25 protein-coding genes are annotated in these 24942 nt (G+C 41.2%); 22 read left to right on the plus strand and 3 right to left on the minus strand.

The features are described from left to right. Positions 1 to 59 precede the first annotated feature (59 nt). The 7 genes from pyk to sdbB all read left to right on the plus strand — a co-directional run bounded on the left by pyk (position 60) and on the right by sdbB (position 7090). Entirely contained in the window at positions 60 to 1565 is a 1506-nt protein-coding gene (gene pyk / locus HMPREF2853_RS05590) for a pyruvate kinase (protein ID WP_001042815.1), read from the plus strand. A 160-nt stretch (positions 1566 to 1725) separates the two neighbouring features. Next, on the plus strand, positions 1726 to 2985 hold the full coding sequence (locus HMPREF2853_RS05595) for a UDP-N-acetylglucosamine 1-carboxyvinyltransferase (RefSeq protein ID WP_001227106.1): 1260 nt from the start codon (positions 1726 to 1728) through the stop codon (positions 2983 to 2985). Between the two features lie 15 nt (positions 2986 to 3000). Next, positions 3001 to 3552, plus strand: a complete 552-nt coding sequence (locus tag HMPREF2853_RS05600) for a GNAT family N-acetyltransferase (RefSeq protein ID WP_070535189.1) — start codon at positions 3001 to 3003, stop codon at positions 3550 to 3552. Next, positions 3545 to 4822 (plus strand): CBS-HotDog domain-containing transcription factor SpxR, encoded by a 1278-nt coding sequence (gene spxR, locus HMPREF2853_RS05605; protein WP_000033812.1) that lies wholly within the window; start codon positions 3545 to 3547, stop codon positions 4820 to 4822. The genes HMPREF2853_RS05600 and spxR overlap by 8 nt, the downstream gene beginning before the upstream one ends. Before the next feature lie 15 nt (positions 4823 to 4837). Beyond that, on the plus strand, positions 4838 to 5698 hold the full coding sequence (locus HMPREF2853_RS05610; RefSeq protein WP_000631561.1) for a methionyl aminopeptidase: 861 nt from the start codon (positions 4838 to 4840) through the stop codon (positions 5696 to 5698). A 126-nt stretch (positions 5699 to 5824) separates the two neighbouring features. After that, entirely contained in the window at positions 5825 to 6532 is a 708-nt protein-coding gene (ccdA2, locus tag HMPREF2853_RS05615) for a thiol-disulfide oxidoreductase-associated membrane protein CcdA2 (protein WP_002875594.1), read from the plus strand. 12 nt (positions 6533 to 6544) lie between these two features. Further along, a complete protein-coding gene (gene sdbB, locus HMPREF2853_RS05620; protein ID WP_000755591.1) occupies positions 6545 to 7090 on the plus strand; it encodes a thiol-disulfide oxidoreductase-associated lipoprotein SdbB in 546 nt (181 codons plus the stop codon). Positions 7091 to 7121: 31 nt separating this feature from the next. Here the strand turns inward: sdbB and pbp3 are convergent, their stop codons facing one another. Continuing rightward, positions 7122 to 8363 carry a D-alanyl-D-alanine carboxypeptidase PBP3 gene (gene pbp3 / locus HMPREF2853_RS05625; RefSeq protein WP_070535191.1) on the minus strand — a complete coding sequence of 414 codons (1242 nt, stop codon included), beginning with the start codon at positions 8361 to 8363 and terminating at the stop codon, positions 7122 to 7124. 104 nt (positions 8364 to 8467) lie between these two features. On the opposite strand from pbp3, the gene HMPREF2853_RS05630 reads away from it, so the two are divergent. The 4 genes from HMPREF2853_RS05630 to ffh all read left to right on the plus strand — a co-directional run bounded on the left by HMPREF2853_RS05630 (position 8468) and on the right by ffh (position 13043). Then, complete coding sequence (locus HMPREF2853_RS05630; protein ID WP_070535193.1) at positions 8468 to 9577, plus strand: AI-2E family transporter; 1110 nt, start codon at positions 8468 to 8470, stop codon at positions 9575 to 9577. A gap of 212 nt (positions 9578 to 9789) precedes the next feature. After that, positions 9790 to 10986: an elongation factor Tu gene (gene tuf / locus HMPREF2853_RS05635; RefSeq protein WP_045617007.1), complete on the plus strand. Its 1197-nt coding sequence runs from the start codon at positions 9790 to 9792 to the stop codon at positions 10984 to 10986. 141 nt (positions 10987 to 11127) lie between these two features. Further along, positions 11128 to 11460: a putative DNA-binding protein gene (locus HMPREF2853_RS05640; RefSeq protein WP_000402066.1), complete on the plus strand. Its 333-nt coding sequence runs from the start codon at positions 11128 to 11130 to the stop codon at positions 11458 to 11460. Between the two features lie 11 nt (positions 11461 to 11471). Further along, the gene (ffh, locus tag HMPREF2853_RS05645) at positions 11472 to 13043 is read left to right on the plus strand and encodes a signal recognition particle protein (protein ID WP_070535195.1); all 1572 of its coding nucleotides are present in this window, start codon (positions 11472 to 11474) and stop codon (positions 13041 to 13043) included. Positions 13044 to 13115: 72 nt separating this feature from the next. Here the strand turns inward: ffh and guaA are convergent, their stop codons facing one another. After that, positions 13116 to 14678, minus strand: coding sequence for a glutamine-hydrolyzing GMP synthase (guaA, locus tag HMPREF2853_RS05650; protein ID WP_070535197.1), 1563 nt, complete (start codon positions 14676 to 14678; stop codon positions 13116 to 13118). Between the two features lie 140 nt (positions 14679 to 14818). Here guaA and HMPREF2853_RS05655 point away from each other — a divergent pair, with 140 nt between their 5' ends. From HMPREF2853_RS05655 to HMPREF2853_RS05700, 11 genes are all read left to right on the plus strand, one after another. Further along, positions 14819 to 15517: a GntR family transcriptional regulator gene (locus HMPREF2853_RS05655; RefSeq protein WP_000936178.1), complete on the plus strand. Its 699-nt coding sequence runs from the start codon at positions 14819 to 14821 to the stop codon at positions 15515 to 15517. Positions 15518 to 15653: 136 nt separating this feature from the next. Beyond that, positions 15654 to 16940: a peptidase U32 family protein gene (locus HMPREF2853_RS05660; RefSeq protein WP_000169101.1), complete on the plus strand. Its 1287-nt coding sequence runs from the start codon at positions 15654 to 15656 to the stop codon at positions 16938 to 16940. A gap of 14 nt (positions 16941 to 16954) precedes the next feature. Then, positions 16955 to 17266: a CHY zinc finger protein gene (locus HMPREF2853_RS09745; protein WP_083306894.1), complete on the plus strand. Its 312-nt coding sequence runs from the start codon at positions 16955 to 16957 to the stop codon at positions 17264 to 17266. Between the two features lie 231 nt (positions 17267 to 17497). Then, positions 17498 to 17698, plus strand: a complete 201-nt coding sequence (locus tag HMPREF2853_RS05665) for a F0F1 ATP synthase subunit C (RefSeq protein WP_001054551.1) — start codon at positions 17498 to 17500, stop codon at positions 17696 to 17698. A gap of 32 nt (positions 17699 to 17730) precedes the next feature. Continuing rightward, positions 17731 to 18447 carry a F0F1 ATP synthase subunit A gene (gene atpB, locus HMPREF2853_RS05670; protein ID WP_000392938.1) on the plus strand — a complete coding sequence of 239 codons (717 nt, stop codon included), beginning with the start codon at positions 17731 to 17733 and terminating at the stop codon, positions 18445 to 18447. 18 nt (positions 18448 to 18465) lie between these two features. After that, entirely contained in the window at positions 18466 to 18960 is a 495-nt protein-coding gene (atpF, locus tag HMPREF2853_RS05675) for a F0F1 ATP synthase subunit B (protein ID WP_070535199.1), read from the plus strand. Beyond that, positions 18960 to 19496, plus strand: coding sequence for a F0F1 ATP synthase subunit delta (locus HMPREF2853_RS05680; RefSeq protein WP_070535201.1), 537 nt, complete (start codon positions 18960 to 18962; stop codon positions 19494 to 19496). The genes atpF and HMPREF2853_RS05680 overlap by 1 nt, the downstream gene beginning before the upstream one ends. A gap of 14 nt (positions 19497 to 19510) precedes the next feature. After that, entirely contained in the window at positions 19511 to 21016 is a 1506-nt protein-coding gene (atpA, locus tag HMPREF2853_RS05685) for a F0F1 ATP synthase subunit alpha (RefSeq protein WP_000996617.1), read from the plus strand. A gap of 15 nt (positions 21017 to 21031) precedes the next feature. Further along, a complete protein-coding gene (locus tag HMPREF2853_RS05690) occupies positions 21032 to 21910 on the plus strand; it encodes a F0F1 ATP synthase subunit gamma (protein WP_000301225.1) in 879 nt (292 codons plus the stop codon). An 85-nt stretch (positions 21911 to 21995) separates the two neighbouring features. Then, entirely contained in the window at positions 21996 to 23402 is a 1407-nt protein-coding gene (gene atpD / locus HMPREF2853_RS05695; RefSeq protein WP_070535203.1) for a F0F1 ATP synthase subunit beta, read from the plus strand. A 10-nt stretch (positions 23403 to 23412) separates the two neighbouring features. Next, positions 23413 to 23832: a F0F1 ATP synthase subunit epsilon gene (locus HMPREF2853_RS05700; RefSeq protein ID WP_000940836.1), complete on the plus strand. Its 420-nt coding sequence runs from the start codon at positions 23413 to 23415 to the stop codon at positions 23830 to 23832. A gap of 32 nt (positions 23833 to 23864) precedes the next feature. Here HMPREF2853_RS05700 and HMPREF2853_RS05705 read toward each other — a convergent pair whose 3' ends face one another. Then, complete coding sequence (locus HMPREF2853_RS05705; protein ID WP_049501501.1) at positions 23865 to 24878, minus strand: lactonase family protein; 1014 nt, start codon at positions 24876 to 24878, stop codon at positions 23865 to 23867. Positions 24879 to 24942: the final 64 nt, after the last annotated feature.

A 24942-nucleotide genomic window follows, 5' to 3' on the forward strand; every position in this document is an offset into this window, starting at 1 on the left:
TCATTAATTTGGTAACATGACCATAAAAGGTCGAATTATATAAAGGAGTCACAAAAATCATGAACAAACGTGTAAAAATCGTTGCAACTTTAGGTCCTGCGGTTGAAATCCGTGGTGGTAAAAAATTCGGTGAAGACGGATACTGGGGTGAAAAACTTGATGTTGAAGCTTCAGCTAAAAACATTGCTAAACTGATTGAAGCAGGAGCAAACACTTTCCGTTTCAACTTCTCACACGGTGACCACCAAGAACAAGGTGAGCGTATGGCAACTGTTAAACTTGCCGAAAAACTTGCAGGTAAAAAAGTTGGTTTCCTTCTTGATACTAAAGGACCTGAAATCCGTACAGAATTGTTTGAAGGTGACGCAAAAGAGTACTCTTACAAAACTGGTGAAAAAATCCGTGTTGCAACTAAACAAGGAATCAAATCAACTCGTGAAGTGATTGCTTTGAACGTTGCTGGTGCTCTTGATATCTACGATGATGTTGAAGTTGGTCGTCAAGTATTGGTTGACGATGGTAAATTGGGTCTTCGCGTTGTTGCAAAAGACGATGCAACTCGTGAGTTTGAAGTTGAAGTTGAAAACGACGGAATTATCGCTAAACAAAAAGGTGTAAACATCCCTAACACTAAAATTCCTTTCCCAGCTCTTGCTGAACGTGATAACGATGATATCCGTTTCGGTTTGGAACAAGGTATCAACTTCATCGCGATTTCATTTGTACGTACTGCGAAAGACGTTAACGAAGTTCGTGCAATCTGTGAAGAAACTGGTAATGGTCACGTTCAATTGTTTGCGAAAATCGAAAACCAACAAGGTATTGACAACTTGGATGAAATCATTGAAGCTGCTGACGGTATCATGATCGCCCGTGGTGACATGGGTATTGAAGTACCATTCGAAATGGTTCCAGTTTACCAAAAAATGATTATTACAAAAGTAAATGCAGCTGGTAAAGTCGCTATCACAGCAACAAACATGCTTGAAACTATGACTGAAAAACCACGTGCAACGCGTTCAGAAGTATCAGATGTGTTTAACGCTGTTATCGACGGAACCGACGCTACAATGCTTTCAGGTGAGTCTGCAAATGGTAAATATCCACTTGAGTCTGTTCGTACAATGGCAACAATTGACAAGAATGCTCAAACTCTTTTAAAAGAATACGGTCGCTTGTCATCTGTTAACTTGTCACGTAATTCTAAGACTGAGGTTATGGCTTCAGCTGTTAAGGATGCGACAAATTCTATGAATATCAAGTTGGTGGTTACTCTTACTAAGACAGGTCACACTGCTCGTTTGATTTCTAAATACCGTCCAGATGCTGATATCTTGGCAATCACTTTCGATGAATTGACTGAGCGTGGTTTGATGCTTAACTGGGGAGTTATTCCAGTAACCACTGATCGCCCATCAAACACTGATGATATGTTTGATCTCGCTGAAAGAATTGCAGTTGAGCAAGGTTTGGTAGAATCTGGTGATGATATTGTTATCGTTGCAGGTGTACCACTTGGCGAAGCTGTTCGTACAAACACAATGCGCATCCGCACTGTACGCTAATCTAACACAAAAACCTATCATTTCAGGCTGAAAAGCTTGAGTGATAGGTCTTTTTTTATCAAAATGAGATGGTATTTAGTAAATAGGAATGGGAAAAAACTGAAAATTATGGTATAATAGAACGAAAAGACCTTTTTAGTAAATTTTGAAAGAGTAAAACATGAGAAAAATTGTCATCAATGGTGGACGTCCATTGCAAGGTGAGATCACCATTAGTGGTGCTAAAAATAGTGTTGTAGCGCTTATTCCAGCTATTATCTTATCAGATGATATTGTCACTTTAGATTGTGTTCCAGATATTTCAGACGTTGCTAGTCTTGTCGAAATTATGGAGATTATGGGGGCGACTGTTAAGCGTTATGATGATGTCTTGGAGATTGATCCAAGAGGTGTTCAAAACATTCCTATGCCTTATGGCAAGATTAATAGCTTGCGTGCTTCTTATTATTTCTACGGAAGTCTTTTAGGTCGCTTTGGTGAAGCTACAGTTGGACTTCCTGGTGGATGTGATCTGGGACCTCGTCCGATTGACCTTCACTTAAAAGCCTTTGAAGCCATGGGTGCTAAGGTCAGCTATGAGGGAGATAATATGAATTTATCTGCCCAAGGTAAGGGGCTTCATGGCGCAAGTATTTACATGGATACCGTCAGCGTTGGAGCAACGATTAACACGATGATTGCTGCGGTTAAAGCTAAGGGGCGTACTGTCATTGAAAATGCGGCTCGTGAACCGGAAATTATCGATGTTGCTACCCTTTTGAACAACATGGGGGCCCATATTCGTGGTGCAGGAACTGATATTATCATTATTGATGGTGTCGAGAAACTTCATGGAACGCGTCATCAGGTTATTCCAGACCGTATCGAAGCTGGAACCTATATTTCACTTGCTGCGGCGGTAGGAAAAGGAATTCGCATTAACAACGTTCTCTATGAACATTTAGAAGGCTTTATCGCCAAACTAGAGGAAATGGGCGTTCGTATGACGGTCTCAGAAGACAGTATCTTCGTTGAAGAACAGTCTGATTTGAAGGCCATCAATATCAAAACAGCTCCCTATCCAGGGTTCGCAACCGATTTGCAACAGCCTATCACGCCACTTTTACTAACTGCCCAAGGTCGTGGAACTATTATTGATACGATTTATGAGAAACGTGTTAATCATGTCTTTGAGTTAGCAAAAATGGATGCGGATATTACGACTACAAACGATCACATTATTTACAACGGTGGTCGTAAGTTACACGGGGCAAGTGTAAAAGCTACAGACTTGCGAGCTGGTGCTGCACTTGTCATCGCTGGTTTGATGGCTCAGGGCCAGACTGAAATTACGAATATTGAGTTTATCCTTCGTGGCTACTCAGATATTATTGAAAAATTGCGTAGTCTTGGAGCGGATATTACACTCGTTGAAGACTAAGCCGTTGAGGTGATTATGAATATTTGGACCAAATTAGCAATGTTTTCTTTTTTTGAAACGGAGCGCTTGTATTTGCGTCCTTTCTTTTTTAGTGACAGTCAAGCGTTTTTCGAGATTGCTTCAAACCCTGAGAATTTGCAGTTTATTTTTCCCAGTCAAGCAAGTTTGGAAGAAAGTCAGTACGCACTTGCTAACTATTTTATGAAGGCTCCTCTAGGTGTTTGGGCAATTTGTCTTCAAGGAGATCAGGAAATGATTGGCTCCATTAAATTTGAAAAAATCGATGAAATCAAAAAAGAAGCAGAAATTGGTTACTTCTTAAAAAAGGATTCTTGGTCACAAGGTTTTATGACAGAAGTGGTTACAAAGCTTTGTCAGCTTTCCTTTGAAGAATTTGGTTTAAAACAATTATCCATCATCACTCATCTGGAGAATCAAGCTAGTCAAAAAGTAGCCTTAAAATCAGGCTTTAGCCTCGTCCGACAGTTTAAGGGAAGCGATCGCTATACACGAAAAATGAGGGACTATCTTGAATTTCGATACATAAAAGGAGAATTCAATGAGTAAACACCAGGAAATTTTGTCCTATCTGGAAGAGTTGCCAATTGGGAAGAGAGTTAGCGTTCGCAGTATTTCCAATCACCTAGGTGTTAGTGACGGAACAGCCTACCGAGCTATCAAAGAAGCTGAAAATCGTGGAATTGTTGAAACTCGGCCACGTAGTGGAACTATACGGGTCAAGTCCCAGAAAGTGGCTATTGAGAGGCTAACCTATGCTGAAATTGCTGAAGTCACCTCATCTGAAGTTTTAGCTGGTCAGGAAGGGTTGGAGAGAGAGTTTAGCAAATTCTCCATTGGAGCTATGACAGAGCAAAATATCCTGTCTTATCTCCATGATGGTGGTCTGTTGATCGTAGGAGACCGCACTCGCATTCAACTTTTAGCGCTGGAAAATGAAAATGCAGTCCTTGTGACTGGAGGTTTCCATGTCCAAGATGATGTATTGACTCTAGCCAATAAAAAAGGTATCCCAGTTCTGAGAAGTAAGCATGATACTTTTACAGTCGCAACCATGATTAACAAAGCTCTCTCAAATGTTCAAATCAAAACAGACATTTTAACAGTCGAAAAGCTCTATCGTCCGAGTCATGAGTATGGCTTTTTGAGAGAGACGGATACAGTCAAAGACTATCTAGACTTGGTCCGTAAGAACAGAAGTAGCCGTTTCCCAGTTATTAACCAACACCAAGTGGTTGTTGGGGTTGTTACCATGCGTGATGCGGGAGATAAGTCACCCAGCACAACGATTGACAAGGTGATGACGCGGAGCATCTTCGTAACAGGCTTAGCGACTAATATTGCCAATGTCAGTCAACGAATGATTGCAGAAGATTTTGAGATGGTTCCCGTTGTCAGAAGTAACCAAACCTTGCTCGGTGTCGTAACACGACGAGATGTCATGGAAAAGATGAGCCGTTCCCAAGTTTCTGCTTTGCCGACCTTCTCAGAGCAAATCGGGCAAAAACTCTCTTATCATCATGATGAAGTCGTTATTACTGTTGAGCCCTTCATGTTGGAGAAAAATGGTGTCCTTGCTAATGGAGTCTTGGCTGAAATCCTCAACCATATGACCCAAGACCTCGTTGTCAATAGCGGACGTAATCTCATCATTGAGCAGATGTTGATTTATTTCTTGCAGGCTGTGCAGATAGATGATACTTTGCGGATTCAGGCTCGTATTATTCACCACACGAGACGCTCAGCTATTATTGATTATGATATTTATCATGGTCATCAGATTGTTTCAAAAGCAAATGTTACGGTTAAAATTAATTAGAATCTAGGAGAAAAAATGATAACTTTAAAATCAGCACGTGAAATCGAAGCCATGGACAAGGCTGGTGATTTCCTAGCAAGTATCCATATCGGCTTACGTGATTTGATTAAGCCAGGCGTGGATATGTGGGAAGTTGAAGAGTACGTTCGACGACGTTGTAAAGAGGAGAATTTCCTTCCTTTACAGATTGGTGTGGATGGTGCAGTCATGGATTACCCCTATGCCACTTGTTGCTCTCTCAACGACGAAGTAGCTCACGCTTTTCCACGTCATTACATCTTGAAAGAGGGCGATTTGCTCAAGGTTGACATGGTATTGGGTGGTCCGATTGCCAAATCCGACCTCAATGTATCTAAACTCAACTTCAACAATGTTGAGCAAATGAAAAAATACACCCAAAGTTATACTGGTGGTTTAGCTGACTCATGTTGGGCTTATGCGGTTGGTACACCGTCTGAAGAAGTGAAAAACCTGATGGACGTGACCAAGGAAGCTATGTATAAAGGGATTGAGCAAGCAGTTGTTGGCAATCGTATCGGTGATATCGGTGCAGCCATTCAAGAATACGCTGAAAGTCGCGGTTACGGTGTCGTTCGTGATTTGGTTGGTCATGGTGTTGGTCCAACTATGCACGAGGAGCCAATGGTTCCTAACTACGGTATTGCAGGGCGTGGACTCCGTCTCCGTGAAGGAATGGTACTAACTATTGAACCCATGATCAATACTGGTGACTGGGAAATTGATACAGATATGAAGACTGGCTGGGCTCATAAGACTATAGATGGCGGCCTGTCTTGCCAATATGAACACCAGTTCGTGATTACCAAAGACGGCCCTGTTATCTTGACCAGTCAAGGTGAAGAAGGAACGTATTAAAATAAAGGAGCTTAGCTCCTTTTTTTGTGTCAACTTTAGTCAAAATAAATAAGCGTAGCAGACTTCTTACAAATTTTTTCTTTTGTAGTAAAATAGGATTAGAATTTTGAGAAAGTAGGTAATTCGTTGGAGTCGATTATATTTCTAGTATCCGTTTTTTTAGCTGGTATCCTGTCCTTCTTTTCACCCTGCATCTTTCCTTTGCTACCTGTTTATGCTGGTATTTTACTGGATGATCAGGGAAATTCGAAAAGCTTTCGCTTTTTTGGAAGAGACGTTGCATGGTCTGGTTTAATTCGAACCTTGTGCTTTATTGCAGGAATCTCCCTCATTTTCTTTATTTTAGGATTTGGAGCTGGATTCCTAGGGCACATGCTCTATGCAGACTGGTTTCGTTATGCTATGGGAATAGTCATTATTCTTTTAGGGCTTCACCAGATGGAAATCTTGCATTTCAATAAACTGGAAGTTCAAAAGACAGTAACCTTTAAACAATCAAAGTCGAATCACTATCTGTCAGCCTTTTTACTTGGGATAACCTTTAGTTTTGGTTGGACCCCTTGTATCGGACCAGTCTTAAGTTCAGTCTTGGCCCTAGCAGCTTCCGGTGGCAATGGTGCTTGGCAAGGAGCCGTGTTAACATTAGTATACACATTGGGAATGGCCCTTCCTTTCATTGTTTTGGCCTTGGCTTCGGGCTGGATTATGCCCTATTTTAGTAAATTAAAACCCCATATGATTCTACTAAAGAAAATCGGGGGAGCTTTGATTATTTTGATGGGATTGTTATTAATGCTAGGGCAGTTAAATGCCTTGTCAGGAATTCTTGGATAAAAGGAGAAAAAAATGAAAAAAGTTATTTTTGCTGGATTGAGCCTCATGTCTCTATTCTTGTTGATTGCTTGTGGTGAAAAAGAAACCAAACAGACAAGCAGTCCAAAACAACCAGCTGTACAACAAATCGCAGTCGGTAAGGATGCACCAGACTTTACCTTGCAGTCTATGGATGGCAAAGAAGTGAAGTTATCAGACTATAAAGGGAAAAAGGTCTATTTGAAATTCTGGGCTTCTTGGTGTGGACCATGTAAAAAAAGCATGCCTGAGTTGATGGAACTAGCTGCAAAACAAGATCGAGACTTTGAAATCTTGAGTGTCATTGCACCTGGTTTACAAGGTGAAAAAACAGTTCAAGACTTTCCAAAATGGTACCAAGAACAAGGCTACAAGGATATTCCAGTTCTATATGATACGCAAGCAACTACCTTCCAAGCCTACCAAATTCGTAGTATTCCAACGGAATACTTGATTGACAGTCAAGGAAAAATCGGAAAAATCCAATTTGGTGCTATTAGCAATGCTGATGCAGAAGCAGCATTTAAAGAAATGAAATAAAGAAAAAATCGCGAAGAAAATCGCGATTTTTTTATAGTTTTTCATTGATAAAACGGATAAATTGATTCCACCAAACCTTCAAAAAGAAGGCTTTTTCAACTTTCTTTTCAGAAACCATTTCAAAAGATGGTTTGTCGGAAGTGAGATAGCCCTGACCGACCAAATCCTGATCATCATAGGTTAGAGTACCAACAACCTTTCCTTCTTCTAGTGGAGCCATTTCTGATGTTGATTTCGGTGTGAATTGGAGGGCTGGTGTAGTACCGCTACCGATGCGTTGGACGATGGAAATGTCTGACTTAGCGACAGCTGTCACATTATCTTCTTTACCATCAAGAACTGTTACTTTACTATCGTTGTATGCTTCACCTTTCTGAACGACAGTTTTTAAGGCAAAGTTTGCAGAAATATAATCTAAAAGTGCAGAAGTAGCAGTAAAACGTGCATAAGGGTTGGTATCTTGTTGATCTGCATTCAAAACAACCGTAATAATACGCATCCCTTTCTCAACAGTTGTTCCAACGAATGAAGCACCAGCTTTATCAGTAGTACCTGTCTTTAGTCCATCAATACCACCACGATAGGCAGGCATTCCCTCTAACATATAGTTGGTTGAGTGGATTTCAAGTCCTGCAAAGGTAGAAGTTGGTTTTTTGGTGATTTCCAAAACTTGAGGATAATCTCGGATGAGGTTACGAGCGACGATTGCAACATCGTAGGCACTCAACTTGTTTTCATCGTCTTTTTTAGAACCAGGATAGATATTATCGCCAAGGGTCTCATTATTTAAACCAGTAGTGTTTACAATAGTTGCATCTTGAATTCCCCATTCAAGAAGTTTAGCCCTCATCTTGTCTACAAAGTCTTTCTCAGAACCAGCAATCTTTTCTGCTAGCGCAATCGCAGCACTGTTTGCGCTGGATACCATTGTAGCCTCTAATAGTTGTTCAACAGTATAATTTCGAGCTTCCATAGGGACGTTACTCGCCTCAGAATTAGTTGTAAGTTTGTAAGGATAGTCCGAAATATCAACAGGTGTAGATAGGCTGATAGTTCCTTGTTCCAGAGCTTCATAGACCAGATAAACTGTAACCAGTTTTGTAATAGAAGCAATTTCTACAGGCTGATTTGCATCTTTTTCATAGAGGATTTTTCCAGTTGTAGCCTCGACAGCAATAGCATGTTTAGCAGCAACATTAAACTCCTGAGCAGAAACAGTAGAAGCTGTTCCAAAAACTAAAAGTGTCATAAAAGATAAAATTATTTTTTTCATATTAGCTTTATTTTATCATAAAGAAAAAAAATATTCTCGCTTTTTTACTAAAGCCAACTTATCTTTTTCAGAAATATGGTAAAATAGAGAGAAGGAGGATACCTATGTTCCGTAGAAACAAATTATTTTTTTGGACAGCTGAAATTTTATTATTAACATTGATTTTCTATCTTTGGAGAGAAATGGGAGCCATCATTACTCCCTTCGTAACGGTTGTGAATACCATCATGATTCCATTTTTGCTTGGTGGATTTTTTTACTACATTACAAATCCAGTCGTTACTTTCTTAGAAAAGAGATGTAAGATCAATCGTCTAATTGGTGTCTTGGTCACTCTTTGTGCCTTGATTGGTGCTATCGTTGTAGGGGTCGTTTATCTCTTGCCGATTTTGATTAATCAGTTGACCAGCTTGATTATTTCTAGTCAAAACATCTATAGTAGACTACAAGATTTGATCATCGATTTGTCCATGAATCCAGTCTTCCAAAATATAGATATTCAACAAACAATTCAACAACTGAATCTCTCCTATGTGGATATCCTCCAGAATATCCTGAATAGCGTCAGCAACAGTTTAGGAAGCGTTCTTTCAGCCTTGTTTAGTACAGTTCTGATTCTCATTATGACCCCTGTATTCTTGATTTATTTCTTGTTGGATGGTCATAAGTTGCTACCGATGTTGGAACGTACTGTCTTAAAACATGACAAATTGAATCTTTCTAGCCTTTTAACCAATCTCAATACAACCATAGCGCGCTATATCAGTGGAATTGCGATTGATGCGGTTATTATTGGATGTTTAGCCTATATTGGCTATAGCGTTATCGGATTAAAGTACGCCCTAGTTTTTGCTATTTTCTCTGGAATCGCAAATTTAATTCCTTATGTTGGTCCAAGTATTGGCTTGATTCCAATGGTGATTGCGAATGTGTTCACAGATCCTCATCGTATGTTGATTGCGGTTGCTTATATGCTTATTATTCAGCAGATTGACGGAAATGTTCTCTATCCACGTATCGTTGGAGGGGTTATGAAAGTACACCCGATTACAATCTTGGTGCTCCTCTTACTGTCAAGTAATATCTATGGTGTCATAGGAATGATTGTAGCAGTGCCAACCTACTCTATTCTCAAAGAAATCACTAAGTTCTTGGCGAAATTATATGAAAATCATAAGGAAGCTAAAGAACTGGAAAAATCAGAATCCATTTAGAATCAGGGGAACCTGATTTTTTTGTGAGCATAATACCGCTTGAATTGTATAAAGAAGCAGAAGAACAGCACTTTGTAAGATTCAGATTAATTCATAAAATATGTGTAAAACACTTGCAATTTAGCAGAAATTTGATAAAATAGTAAGGAAAGTTAGACTGTATTGCCTACTGTCTATCTATAAAATATATTTTATTGGAGGCTTTTACTCAAATGGCAAAAGAAAAATACGATCGTAGTAAACCACACGTTAACATTGGTACTATCGGACACGTTGACCACGGTAAAACTACTTTGACTGCAGCTATCACAACTGTTTTGGCACGTCGCTTGCCTTCAGCAGTTAACCAACCTAAAGACTATGCGTCTATCGATGCTGCTCCAGAAGAACGCGAACGCGGTATCACTATCAACACTGCACACGTTGAGTATGAAACTGCAAAACGTCACTATGCTCACATCGACGCTCCAGGACACGCGGACTACGTTAAAAACATGATCACTGGTGCCGCTCAAATGGACGGAGCTATCCTTGTAGTAGCTTCAACTGACGGACCAATGCCACAAACTCGTGAACACATCCTTCTTTCACGTCAAGTTGGTGTTAAACACCTTATCGTCTTCATGAACAAAATTGACTTGGTAGACGACGAAGAATTGCTTGAATTGGTTGAAATGGAAATCCGTGACCTCTTGTCAGAATACGACTTCCCAGGCGACGATCTTCCAGTTATCCAAGGTTCAGCTCTTAAAGCACTTGAAGGTGATGCTAAATACGAAGATATCATCATGGAATTGATGGATACTGTTGATGAGTACATCCCAGAACCAGAACGTGATACAGATAAACCATTGCTTCTCCCAGTCGAAGACGTATTCTCAATCACTGGACGTGGTACTGTTGCTTCAGGACGTATCGACCGTGGTACTGTTCGTGTCAACGACGAAATCGAAATCGTTGGTATCAAAGACGAAACTCAAAAAGCAGTTGTTACTGGTGTTGAAATGTTCCGTAAACAACTTGATGAAGGTCTTGCCGGAGATAACGTAGGTGTCCTTCTTCGTGGTATTCAACGTGACGAAATCGAACGTGGACAAGTTATCGCTAAACCAGGTTCAATCAACCCACACACTAAATTCAAAGGTGAAGTCTACATCCTTACTAAAGAAGAAGGTGGACGTCACACTCCATTCTTCAACAACTACCGTCCACAATTCTACTTCCGTACTACTGACGTTACAGGTTCAATCGAACTTCCAGCAGGTACTGAAATGGTAATGCCTGGTGATAACGTGACTATCGACGTTGAGTTGATCCACCCAATCGCCGTAGAACAAGGTACTACATTCTCTATCCGTGAGGGTGGACGTACTGTTGGTTCAGGTATGGTTACAGAAATCGAAGCTTAATTCGATTAGGTTCCCAGAAGAACAATTATTTAAGTCAGACACTAAAAGAATCTTGCCTTGCAAGGTTCTTTTTTTATTCTTGACCTATTTAAAGTGCTCCTACTCTAGCAGTATAATCGTTTTTTTGGTATAATAAAAATTATGGAAATTGAAAAAACCAATCGTATGAATGCGCTTTTTGAATTTTATGCTGCGCTTTTGACAGACAAGCAGATGAACTATATTGAACTCTACTATGCTGATGACTACAGTCTTGCTGAGATTGCTGAGGAGTTCGGTGTCAGTCGTCAGGCTGTCTATGATAATATCAAGCGGACGGAAAAGATTCTAGAAGATTATGAGATGAAATTGCACATGTATTCGGACTACATTGTCCGAAGTCAGATTTTTGACCAGATCTTGGAGCGTTATCCTAAGGATGATTTTCTGCAGGAGCAGATAGAAATTTTAACAAGTATTGATAATAGAGAATAAGAGGAAGAAAAATGGCATTTGAAAGTTTAACAGAACGTTTGCAGAACGTCTTTAAAAATCTACGTAAAAAAGGAAAAATTTCTGAGGCGGATGTCCAGGAAGCAACCAAAGAGATTCGCTTGGCCTTGCTGGAAGCCGACGTTGCCTTGCCTGTTGTAAAAGACTTTATCAAGAAAGTTCGTGAACGTGCAGTCGGACACGAGGTCATTGATACCCTTAATCCTGCCCAACAGATTATCAAAATCGTTGATGAGGAACTGACAGCCGTTTTAGGTTCTGATACGGCAGAGATTATCAAGTCACCTAAGATTCCGACAATCATTATGATGGTCGGTTTGCAAGGGGCTGGTAAAACAACTTTTGCTGGTAAATTGGCTAACAAACTTAAGAAGGAAGATAATGCACGTCCTTTGATGATTGCAGCGGATATCTATCGTCCAGCAGCTATTGATCAGCTGAAAACACTTGGACAACAAATTGATGTTCCTGTCTTTGCACTTGGAACAGAAGTGCCAGCTGTCGAGATTGTTCGCCAAGGTTTGGAGCAAGCGCAAGCCAATCACTACGACTATGTCTTGATTGATACGGCAGGTCGATTGCAGATTGATGAGCTCTTGATGAACGAGCTTCGTGACGTTAAGGCCTTAGCCCAACCAAACGAAATCCTCCTTGTCATTGATGCCATGATCGGTCAGGAAGCGGCTAATGTTGCCCGTGAGTTTAATGCTCAGTTGGAAGTAACTGGTGTCATCCTTACCAAGATTGATGGGGATACTCGTGGTGGTGCGGCTTTGTCTGTTCGTCACATCACTGGAAAACCTATCAAGTTCACTGGTACGGGTGAAAAGATTACAGATATTGAAACCTTCCACCCAGACCGTATGTCAAGCCGTATCCTTGGTATGGGGGATATGCTCACTTTGATTGAGAAAGCTTCTCAGGAATATGATGAGCAAAAAGCCCTTGAAATGGCTGAAAAAATGCGCGAAAACACCTTTGATTTCAATGATTTCATTGATCAATTGGATCAGGTGCAAAACATGGGGCCGATGGAAGACTTGCTCAAGATGATTCCAGGGATGGCTAACAATCCAGCTCTTCAAAATATGAAGGTGGATGAGCGCCAGATTGCGCGCAAACGTGCCATCGTGTCTTCTATGACTCCTGAGGAACGTGAAAATCCTGATTTGTTAAATCCAAGTCGTCGCCGTCGTATCGCAGCAGGTTCTGGAAATACCTTTGTCGAAGTCAATAAATTCATTAAGGACTTTAATCAGGCCAAACAGCTCATGCAAGGGGTCATGTCTGGTGATATGAACAAAATGATGAAACAAATGGGCATCAATCCAAATAACCTCCCTAAAAATATGCCAAATATGGGAGGAATGGATATGTCTGCCCTTGAAGGAATGATGGGACAAGGGGGCATGCCAGATATGTCAGCTCTTGGAGGAGCTGGAATGCCAGATATGAGACAGATGTTTGGTGGCGGACTTAAAGGTAAAATCGGTGAATTTGCCATGAAACAGTCTATGAAACGAATGGCTAACAAAATGAAAAAAGCTAAGAAAAAACGTAAATAAAAAAGGAAAGCAGAAGTGCTACCTAAAAAAGAACTCTGAATCCGATTCAGAGTTCTTTTGTGTTTGATTGGTTTATTCCCACTCAACGGTTGCAGGTGGTTTACTTGTAATATCGTAGACGATGCGGTTAACGTGGTCAACTTCATTTACGATACGAACTGAGATTTTTTGGAGAACTTCCCAAGGAATCTTCGCAAAGTCAGCTGTCATTCCGTCGATAGAAGTGATGGCACGGATAGCGATGGTATAGTCGTAAGTACGACCGTCACCCATAACCCCTACTGAACGAACTCCAGTATTAACAGTGAAGTATTGCCAGATATCGCGGTCGAGACCTGCTTTAGCGATTTCTTCACGAAGGATAGCGTCTGATTCGCGGACTGTTTCAAGTTTTTCTTCAGTGATTTCACCCATAACACGGATGGCAAGACCTGGACCTGGGAATGGTTGGCGCCATACGATGTGGTCTGGCATACCAAGCTCTGTACCGAGGGCACGGACTTCGTCTTTATAAAGAGTGTTCAATGGTTCAATCAATTCAAACTGCATATCTTCTGGAAGTCCACCAACGTTGTGGTGTGACTTGATAGTTTGAGCAGTATCAGTTCCAGACTCAATCACGTCAGTGTATAGTGTTCCTTGAGCAAGGAATTTCACATCTTTTAGCTTACTTGCTTCGTCATCAAAGACATAAACAAACTCGTTTCCGATAATCTTCCGTTTTTGTTCAGGGTCAAAAACACCTGCAAGTTTATCAAGGAATCGTTTAGCAGCATCTGCCTTGACGATATTCAACCCAAACTTACCACCAAGCATGTCCATAACTTGGTCTGCTTCCCCTTTACGGAGAAGACCGTGGTCAACAAAGATACAGATCAATTGATCACCGATTGCTTTTTGGAGAAGAACTCCAACAACAGAAGAGTCAACACCACCTGATAGGCCGAGAAGAACACGCTTGTCACCTACAGTCTCACGGATTTTCTTGATCTGCATATCGATAAAGTTGTCCATTGACCAGTCGCCTTTAGCCTGACAGATGTTAAGGGCAAAGTTGCGAAGGATATCATTCCCGTATACAGAATGGCGAACTTCTGGGTGAAATTGGATACCATAGATGTGCTTTTCAGGGTTTTCAATAGCTGCATAAGGACAGTCAGCAGAAGTACCAGTACGAACAAAATCAGCTGGAATTTCTGTTACAGCATCGCCATGGCTCATCAAAACAATCTGTTCTTCAGGAGTTCCTTCAAAGAGGGCAGAAGGGGTATGGGTAAGTGGTGATTGGCCATACTCGCGGTTACCAGCATCACCTGCAGGGACAACTTTTCCTCCAAGTTTATGAGTTAAAAGTTGCATACCATAGCAGATTCCCAAAATTGGAATGCCAAGTTCAAAAATTTCTGGGTCAATATCAAATGAACCATCTTCGTATACAGAGTTTGGTCCACCAGAGAGGATGATCCCTACAGGGTTAATCGCACGAACCTCTGCGGCTGAGATTTTATGACTTTTTAGCTCTGAAAAAACACCAATTTCACGAATACGGCGTGAAATCAGCTGGTTGTATTGGCTACCATAGTCCAGCACGATGATTTTTTCGACATCTTGCAAATCAGTTGAAATGTTGCTCATCTTTTTCCTTTCTCAAAAGAAATATCTTTTTCAATATTCTATCACAAATAGGGGCGAATTACCAACTAAACAAGGCAAAGTTTGACTTTTTATTAGCAAATACGGTACAATGGAGAAAATAAAGAAAAGAAGTGAGAATCATGTTACCAGCTTATATGAAAATCCACGATCAGATCAAAAAGGATATAGATGAGCATCATTGGAAAATTGGTGAGAGACTTCCAAGTGAGCGAGATTTAGCTGAACAGTTTCAGGTTAGCCGGATGACATTACGCCAAGCTATCTCTCTCTTGGTTGAGGAAGGAGTTTTGGAGCGTCGTGTAGGAAGTGGGACTTTTGTCTCTAGCACTCGTGTCCAAGAAAAAATGCGGGGTACAACCAGTTTTACGGAGATTGTCAAATCTCAAGGTAAAGTCCCTTCTAGCCAACTCATTTCTTACAGAAGAACCATTCCAAATGAGCAAGAGGTCGCTAAGCTAGGGATTACTCCGACAGAGAATATTATTCGCATGGAACGGGTACGTTACGCTGACCAAGTTCCGCTAGTCTATGAAGTCGCATCCATTCCTGAGAAATTTATCAAGGATTTCAAAAAAGAAGAAATCACCAGTCATTTCTTCCAAACCTTGCAGCAACATGGCTATCGGATTGGCAAATCCCAACAGACCATTTATGCAAGATTGGCTAAGGAAAAAATCGCTCACTATCTAGAAGTCGAAAAGGGGCATGCCATTTTAGCCTTGACTCAGGTCTCTTATCTTGAAGATGGGACAGCTTTTGAGTATGTAAAGAGTCAATACGTGGGCGAACGCTTTGAATTTTATCTTGAAAATAACTAGTCTTGAAAGGCTAGTTTTTTGTTTTAGAAAAGATTAGAATTGTCAAAACAATCTGTCTAGGCTTGATTTTATCGCTTATTTACTATAAAATGAGAAGGAAAAACGTCAAACTTTTATATTGCAAATAGGAGAAAAAATGACAAAAACATTAAAACGTCCTGAGGTTTTATCACCTGCAGGGACTTTAGAGAAGCTGAAAGTAGCTGTTCAATATGGTGCGGACGCAGTCTTCATCGGTGGACAGGCATATGGTCTTCGTAGCCGTGCAGGAAACTTCACCTTTGAACAGATGGAAGAAGGCGTGCAGTTTGCTGCTAAGTACGGTGCCAAGGTCTATGTGGCTGCTAACATGGTTATGCACGAAGGAAACGAAGCTGGTGCTGGAGAATGGTTCCGTAAGTTGCGTGACATCGGGATTGCCGCAGTTATCGTGTCGGATCCAGCCTTGATTATGATTGCAGCAACCGAAGCACCAGGTCTTGAAATCCACCTTTCAACCCAAGCAAGTGCGACCAACTATGAAACTCTTGAGTTCTGGAAAGAACTTGGTCTAACTCGCGTGGTTTTGGCCCGTGAAGTTTCAATGGAAGAATTGGCAGAGATTCGCAAACGCACTGATGTAGAAATTGAGGCCTTTGTCCATGGAGCCATGTGTATTTCTTACTCAGGTCGCTGTACGCTCTCAAACCACATGAGTATGCGTGATGCCAACCGTGGAGGTTGTTCTCAGTCTTGTCGTTGGAAATACGATCTTTACGACATGCCCTTTGGTCAAGAACGTAAGAGTCTGAAAGGTGAAATTCCAGAAGAATTTTCAATGTCGGCCGTTGACATGTCCATGATTGACCATATCCCAGATATGATCGAAAACGGTGTAGACAGTCTCAAGATTGAAGGCCGCATGAAGTCTATCCACTATGTTTCAACTGTGACCAACTGTTACAAGGCGGCTGTAGATGCTTATCTCGAAAGTCCTGAGAAATTTGAAGCCATCAAACAGGACTTGGTAGACGAGATGTGGAAGGTTGCTCAACGTGAATTGGCAACAGGTTTCTACTATGGTACACCTACAGAAAACGAACAGTTATTTGGCGCACGTCGTAAAATTCCTGAATATAAGTTTGTCGCTGAAGTGGTAGCGTATGATGATGCGACTCAAACGGCAACCATTCGTCAACGGAATGTTATCAATGAAGGCGATCAAGTGGAGTTTTATGGACCAGGTTTCCGTCATTTTGAGACTTATATCGAAGATCTTCATGATGCCAAGGGCAATAAAATCGACCGCGCTCCAAATCCAATGGAACTCTTGACTATTAAGGTTCCACAACCTGTTCAAGCAGGGGACATGGTTCGCGCTCTCAAGGAAGGTCTTATCAATCTCTATAAGGAAGACGGGACAAGCGTTACAGTTCGTGCCTAGAGAAGGAAAAGTGAATGAATCAAGCACAAGGTTTGTTAGTTGATGATGAAGGCAGATGTGTTCATTATCATGGCGAAAAGGACATCGTTTCCCTCCAGTGCTATGAGTGTAAAAAATATTATGCTTGTTATCAGTGCCACAATGCTATAGAAACGCATTTGTTTTCACCTTACCCCTTGACGCTTGCGGAGGATCGACCGATTTTATGTGGGGCTTGTATGAGGACAATAACATTTCAAGAATATCAAAAGCAGATAGCCTGCCCTTATTGCAAATCTCCATTTAATCCAGGGTGTAAACAACACTATTCCCACTATTTCAAATAAAATGAATCTATCCAAGTTCTAAACTTGGATTTTTCAATTTATTTCGGAAAATATAGAGAAAGTGGAAACACATTTCATCATAAAATGAGAAACTTATCTATACAGTGGTATAAAAATAGCAAAAATAAAAATAAATCATCTGAAACGCTTCCAACGTAAGTAAAAAGTTGACAAAAACAAATTTTAGGACTAAACTAAGTAAGTAAATTTTAAATAAAAGGAGAATTCATCATGAATTTAACATTTTTCGGTCTATGTCTTGCCTGTATGGGTGTATCCCTTGCAGAAGGATTTTTGATGAACGGTTTGTTCAAGTCTGCAGCACGCCAACCAGATATCATCCCACAATTGCGTAGTTTGATGATCATGGGGATTGCCTTTATCGAAGGAACATTCTTTGTAACCTTGGCGATGTCATTTGTCATTAAATAGACAACTCTATTTAGAAATGGAGGTGTCAAACCATGGAAGAAAGTTTGAATCCAACCGTTAATATTGGACCAATATCCTTTGATTTGACCCTGCTTGCCATGTCTCTTGTAACTGTTTTGATGGTTTTTGCCTTTGTCTACTGGGCAAGTCGTAAAATGACCATCCGTCCAAAGGGCAAACAAAATGCTCTTGAGATGATTTACGACTTTGTGATTGGTTTTACCAAACCAAACATTGGAGAATCATACATCAAGGATTATTCCTTATTTCTGTTTTCTCTATTTCTGTTTATCTTGGTTGCCAATAATATCGGCTTAATGGCAAAAGTACAAACAACAAACGGTTATAACTTGTGGACTTCTCCAACAGCCAACCTTGGATACGATTTATCCCTATCATTCTTGATCACTTTGATCGCCCATGTAGAAGGAGTTCGTCGTAGAGGCGTTAAAGAATATTTGAGAGCATTTGTTACACCTGGCTTTATGACTCCGATGAACATTTTAGAAGAGTTCACCAATTTTGCTTCCTTGGCGATTCGGATCTACGGAAATATTTTTGCCGGTGAGGTCTTAGCTGGATTGCTATTAGCCTTGTCACAAAATGCTTTGTATTGGTATCCTTTTGCCTTTATCGCAAACATGTTATGGACAGCCTTTTCAATTTTCATTTCATGTATTCAGGCTTATGTATTTACCATGTTGTCATCTATGTACATTGGTAAAAAAATAAATGAAGGGGAAGAGTAAGTAGAGGAGGATTAGAAGATGGATTTAACTATTAGTACCATTATCGGTGACTTTATTCTTATCGCTGGTTCCTTCCTTTTATTAATCTTTTTAGTGAAAAAATATGCTTGGGGAAATATTTCCAGCATCTTGGATGAACGTGCTGAAAAGATTTCTTCAGATATTGATGGTGCCGAGGAAGCCCGTAAAAAGGCTGAGGAACTAGCTAACCAACGTGAAGCTGAGTTAGCAGGTAGCCGTACCGAAGCTAAAACGATTATCGAGAATGCAAAGGGAACTGCTGAGAAAAGTAAAGCCGATATTTTAGCCGAAGCTAAACTTGAAGCAGGGCGCTTAAAAGAAAAAGCCAACCAAGAAATTGCGCAAAATAAAGCTGAAGCTTTACAAAGTGTTAAGGGCGAGGTGGCAGATTTGACGATTAGTCTCGCTGGTAAAATCATCTCAAAAAACCTTGACAGTCATGCTCATAAGGAACTCATTGATCAGTATATCGATCAGCTAGGAGAAGCCTAATGGACAAGAAAACAGCAAAGGTAATTGAAAAGTACAGCATGCCTTTTGTCCAATTAGTGATTGAAAAAGGAGAAGAGGACCGGATTTTTTCAGACTTGGATCAAATCAAGCAAGTCGCAGAAGAAACGGGTTTACCTTCTTTTTTAGCTCAGGTAGCAGTTGATGAGTCTGATAAGGAAAATACAGTTGGTTTTTTTCAAGACTCTGTCTCACCTTTAATGCAAAACTTTATTCAGGTTCTGATTTACAATCACAGAGCAAATCTATTTTATGATATCATTGTTGATTGTTTGAATCGTCTTGAAAGAGAAACCAATCATTTTGTAGTAACGATTTCTTCAGCTCATCCTTTAACGGATGAACAGAAGGAACGTTTGCTTCCCTTGATAGAGAAAAAAATGTCTCTGAAAGTACGGAGTATCAAAGAACAAATTGATGAAGGACTCATTGGTGGTTTTGTCATTTTTGCTAATCACAAGACAATTGATGTGAGTATAAAACAACAACTTCGAGTTGTTAAAGAAAATTTGAAATAGAAAGTGGTGTTCTTTTGGCAATTAACGCACAAGAAATCAGCGCTTTAATTAAGCAACAAATTGAAAATTTCAAACCCAATTTTGATGTGTCTGAAACAGGTGTTGTAACCTATATCGGGGACGGAATTGCGCGTGCTCACGGTCTTGAAAATGCCATGAGTGGAGAGCTGTTGATCTTTGAAAACGGCTCTTATGGGATGGCGCAAAACTTGGAGTCTACAGACGTTGGGATTATCATCCTTGGAGACTTTACAGATATTCGTGAAGGTGATACTATTCGCCGTACAGGTAAAATTATGGAAGTTCCTGTGGGGGATAGCCTGATCGGACGTGTTGTCGACCCACTTGGTCGTCCAGTTGATGGTCTTGGTGACATCCATACTGACAAGACTCGTCCAGTAGAAGCGCCAGCTCCTGGCGTTATGCAACGTAAGTCTGTATCAGAACCATTACAAACAGGTTTGAAAGCTATTGACGCCCTTGTTCCGATTGGTCGTGGTCAACGTGAGTTGATTATCGGTGACCGTCAGACAGGGAAAACAACTATTGCGATTGATACAATCTTGAACCAAAAAGGTCAAGATATGATTTGTATCTACGTAGCGATTGGACAAAAAGAATCAACAGTCCGTACGCAAGTAGAAACACTTCGTCAGTACGGTGCCTTGGACTACACAATCGTTGTGACAGCCTCTGCTTCACAACCATCTCCATTGCTCTTCCTAGCTCCTTATGCTGGAGTTGCTATGGCAGAAGAGTTTATGTACCAAGGCAAGCATGTTTTGATCGTTTACGATGATCTTTCAAAACAAGCGGTCGCTTATCGTGAACTTTCCCTCTTGCTTCGTCGTCCACCAGGTCGTGAAGCCTTCCCAGGGGATGTCTTCTACCTTCACAGCCGTTTGCTTGAGCGCTCAGCTAAAGTTTCTGATGAACTTGGTGGTGGATCTATTACAGCCCTACCATTTATCGAGACACAAGCGGGAGATATCTCTGCCTATATCGCAACCAACGTGATCTCTATCACTGACGGACAAATCTTCCTTGGTGATGGTCTCTTCAATGCGGGTATTCGTCCAGCCATCGATGCGGGTTCGTCTGTATCCCGTGTAGGTGGTTCGGCACAAATCAAAGCCATGAAGAAAGTAGCTGGTACACTTCGTATCGACCTTGCTTCATACCGTGAGTTGGAGGCCTTCACTAAGTTTGGTTCTGACTTGGATGCAGCAACACAGGCTAAGTTAAACCGTGGACGTCGTACTGTGGAAGTATTGAAACAACCTGTTCACAAACCACTACCTGTTGAGAAACAAGTAACCATTCTCTATGCTTTGACACATGGTTTCTTGGATACGATTCCTGTAGATGACATTGTTCGTTTTGAGGAAGAGTTCCATACTTTCTTTGATGCTCATTATCCAGAGATTTTGGAAACCATTCGTGAAACAAAAGACTTGCCAGAAGAAGCAGTCTTGGATGCTGCGATTACAGAGTTTCTCAATCAATCCAGCTTCCAATAAGAATAGAGGTGTCAGATGGCAGTATCTCTAAATGATATTAAAACAAAAATCGCCTCAACCAAAAATACGAGTCAAATCACTAATGCCATGCAAATGGTATCGGCTGCCAAGTTAGGTCGCTCTGAAGAAGCAGCGCGCAACTTCCAAGTTTACGCTCAGAAGGTTCGTAAGCTTTTAACGGATATTCTGCATGGTAACGGATCTGCTGGTTCAACCAATCCGATGCTCATCAGTCGCCCAGTTAAGAAAACAGGCTATATCGTTATTACTTCAGACCGTGGCTTGGTTGGAGGTTATAATGCTTCCATCCTGAAAGCGGTTATGGAGTTGAAAGAAGAATACCATCCAGATGGTAAAGATTTTGAGATAATCTGTATCGGTGGTATGGGAGCTGATTTCTTTAAGGCTCGTGGTATTCAGCCAATTTATGAACTACGTGGCTTGGCAGATCAACCTAGTTTTGATGAAGTTCGTAAAATTATTTCAAAAACGATTGAGATGTACCAAAACGAACTTTTTGATGAATTGTACGTCTGCTACAACCATCATGTCAATACTCTCACAAGTCAAATGCGTGTGGAACAAATGCTTCCGATTGTTGACTTGGATCCAAATGAAGCGGATGAAGAGTATAGCTTAACCTTTGAGTTGGAAACGAGCCGTGATGAGATTCTAGAGCAGTTGTTGCCACAGTATGCCGAAAGTATGATTTACGGGGCTATTATCGATGCCAAGACAGCTGAAAATGCTGCAGGTATGACAGCCATGCAAACGGCGACCGATAATGCCAAAAAGGTCATCAATGATTTGACAATCCAGTATAACCGTGCTAGACAGGCGGCGATTACACAAGAAATTACAGAAATCGTAGCGGGGGCTAGTGCCTTAGAATAAGGCTTTGCCTCCCTCGTATGAAAATGAACTTAGGACCTAGGTGAGCTAGGAACCGACAGTATCTTATATAGAATAGGAGAAGGAGATGAGTTCAGGTAAAATTGCTCAGGTTATCGGACCCGTTGTAGACGTCTTGTTTGCAGCAGGGGAAACACTTCCTGAGATTAATAATGCACTTGTCGTCTACAAAAATGACGAAAGAAAAACAAAAATCGTCCTTGAAGTAGCCTTGGAGTTGGGTGATGGTATGGTCCGTACGATCGCCATGGAATCAACAGATGGTTTGACTCGTGGAATGGAAGTTTTGGACACAGGCCGTCCAATCTCTGTACCAGTAGGTAAAGAAACTTTGGGACGTGTCTTCAACGTTTTGGGGGATACGATTGACTTGGATGCTCCTTTCGCTGAAGACGCTGAGCGTCAGCCAATTCATAAGAAAGCTCCAACTTTTGATGAATTGTCTACCTCATCTGAAATCTTAGAAACAGGGATCAAGGTTATCGACCTTCTTGCCCCTTACCTAAAAGGTGGTAAAGTTGGACTTTTCGGTGGTGCCGGAGTTGGTAAAACTGTCTTGATCCAAGAATTGATTCACAACATTGCCCAAGAACACGGTGGTATTTCAGTATTTACCGGTGTTGGGGAACGTACTCGTGAAGGGAACGACCTTTACTGGGAAATGAAAGAATCAGGCGTTATCGAGAAAACAGCCATGGTATTTGGTCAGATGAATGAGCCACCTGGAGCACGTATGCGTGTTGCCCTTACTGGTTTGACAATCGCCGAATACTTCCGTGATGTAGAAGGCCAAGATGTGCTTCTCTTTATCGACAATATCTTCCGTTTCACTCAAGCTGGTTCAGAAGTATCTGCCCTTTTGGGTCGTATGCCTTCAGCCGTTGGTTACCAACCAACACTTGCTACTGAAATGGGTCAATTGCAAGAGCGTATCACATCAACCAAGAAGGGCTCTGTAACCTCTATCCAGGCTATCTATGTGCCAGCCGATGACTATACTGACCCGGCGCCAGCAACAGCCTTTGCTCACTTGGATTCAACTACAAACTTGGAACGTAAGTTGGTACAGTTGGGTATCTACCCAGCCGTTGATCCGTTGGCTTCAAGCTCTCGTGCCTTGGCACCTGAGATTGTTGGTGAGGAGCACTATGCAGTTGCTGCGGAAGTCAAACGTGTCCTTCAACGTTACCATGAATTGCAAGATATCATTGCTATCCTTGGTATGGATGAACTTTCTGATGAAGAAAAGACTTTGGTTGCACGTGCCCGACGTATCCAGTTCTTCTTGTCTCAAAACTTTAACGTTGCCGAACAATTTACTGGTCAACCTGGTTCTTATGTGCCAGTAGGGGAAACAGTTCGTGGCTTTAAGGAAATCCTTGAAGGAAAACATGACCAGTTACCAGAAGATGCCTTCCGTGGTGTCGGTTCAATCGAAGACGTCATTGCTAAGGCAGAAAAAATGGGATTTTAAGAGGTGATCTATGGCTCATTTAACTGTCCAGATCGTGACACCAGATGGCCTCGTCTATGATCACCATGCCAGCTTTGTATCGGTACGAACTCTGGATGGTGAGATGGGGATCTTGCCACGACATGAAAATATGATTGCGGTTTTAGCGGTTGATGAAGTGAAGGTAAAACGTATCGATGATGATACTCATGTGAACTGGATTGCAGTGAACGGAGGAATTATCGAGATTGCTAATGATATCATTACTATTGTAGCAGACTCAGCAGAGCGTGCTCGTGATATTGACATCAGTCGTGCAGAACGTGCGAAACTTCGAGCTGAACGAGAAATCGAAGAAGCTCATGACAAGCATTTGATTGACCAAGAACGTCGTGCAAAAATCGCATTGCAACGTGCTATCAACCGTATCAATGTCGGAAATAGACTATAAAAAAATGAACTTGAAACTCAAGTTCATTTTTTTTAATGTGGGAAGTTGATGCAGACTCCTTCAGGGACATGGAAGTCGTTAGAAAGCTCTGCAAGACGACCACTTTTAGGATTGCGCTTAAAGACGGTTGCGTTATCAGAATCTTGATGAACAGCAATGAGAAACTCTTGATCAGGACTCAGGTCGAAATCACGTGGATTTTTACCATGGCTTGGTACAATCTCTAATAATTCCAAGCTACCATCAGCGAGGATTGTATAGACTGCAATGGAATCATGACCTCGGTTGGATGCATAGAGGTATTTGCCATCTTTTGAAAGACGAATGGCAGCAGTAGCATTAAAGCCTTCGTATCCATCTGGTAAGGTTGAAATAACTTGCATGCGTTCAAATTCACCAACCCCATCATAAATCAAGACCTCTATCGTACTATTAAGTTCGCAGATGAGATAGGCAATCTTATAGTGATGGTGGAAAACGATGTGGCGAGCACCTGCTCCAGCTTGGCTATGATAAGTATAGAGTTTACTTAGTTTTCCTTCTGGACTGACATCGTAGGTCGTTACTTCATCCGTACCTAGATCACATGTGACGAGATACTGGTCAGGTGTTAGATCTGTAAAGTGGACATGAGGAGAAGTTTGATTTTCATGAGGGCCTTGTCCACTATGCTGAACTAGATCCGTTTGGATAAGGCTACCATCCGTTTGACGTTTATAAACCAGAACTTGACCCCTATGATAGTTGGCCCCATAAACGAGACCACGCTTTTCATCCACTGCCACATAACAATGGGGAGCGCCTTCTTCAACCACATGATTTAGCAAAGCGCCATCTGTCTTGTAAGCAGCGATTCCGCCTAAGCCATCCTGACTCCCTACGGTGTATAAGTGTTGCTGTTGGTCAAAGGCAAGGTAGGTTGGACTTGGTTCAGCAGCAAAGAGTTCAAGATTTTCAAGCTGGCCTGTTTCTGTATCAAAATCTGCCTTGTAAATCCCTTTAGATAAGCGACGAGTGTAAGTTCCAAAATAAACAGTTTCTTTCATGTCCATACCTCTTAATAATGATAAGTTCATTATACCACAAAATGGCAGTCATGAAGTACTAGAT

This window comes from Streptococcus sp. HMSC077F03 (assembly GCF_001812375.1).
Taxonomy (GTDB): Bacteria; Bacillota; Bacilli; order Lactobacillales; family Streptococcaceae; genus Streptococcus; species Streptococcus oralis_S.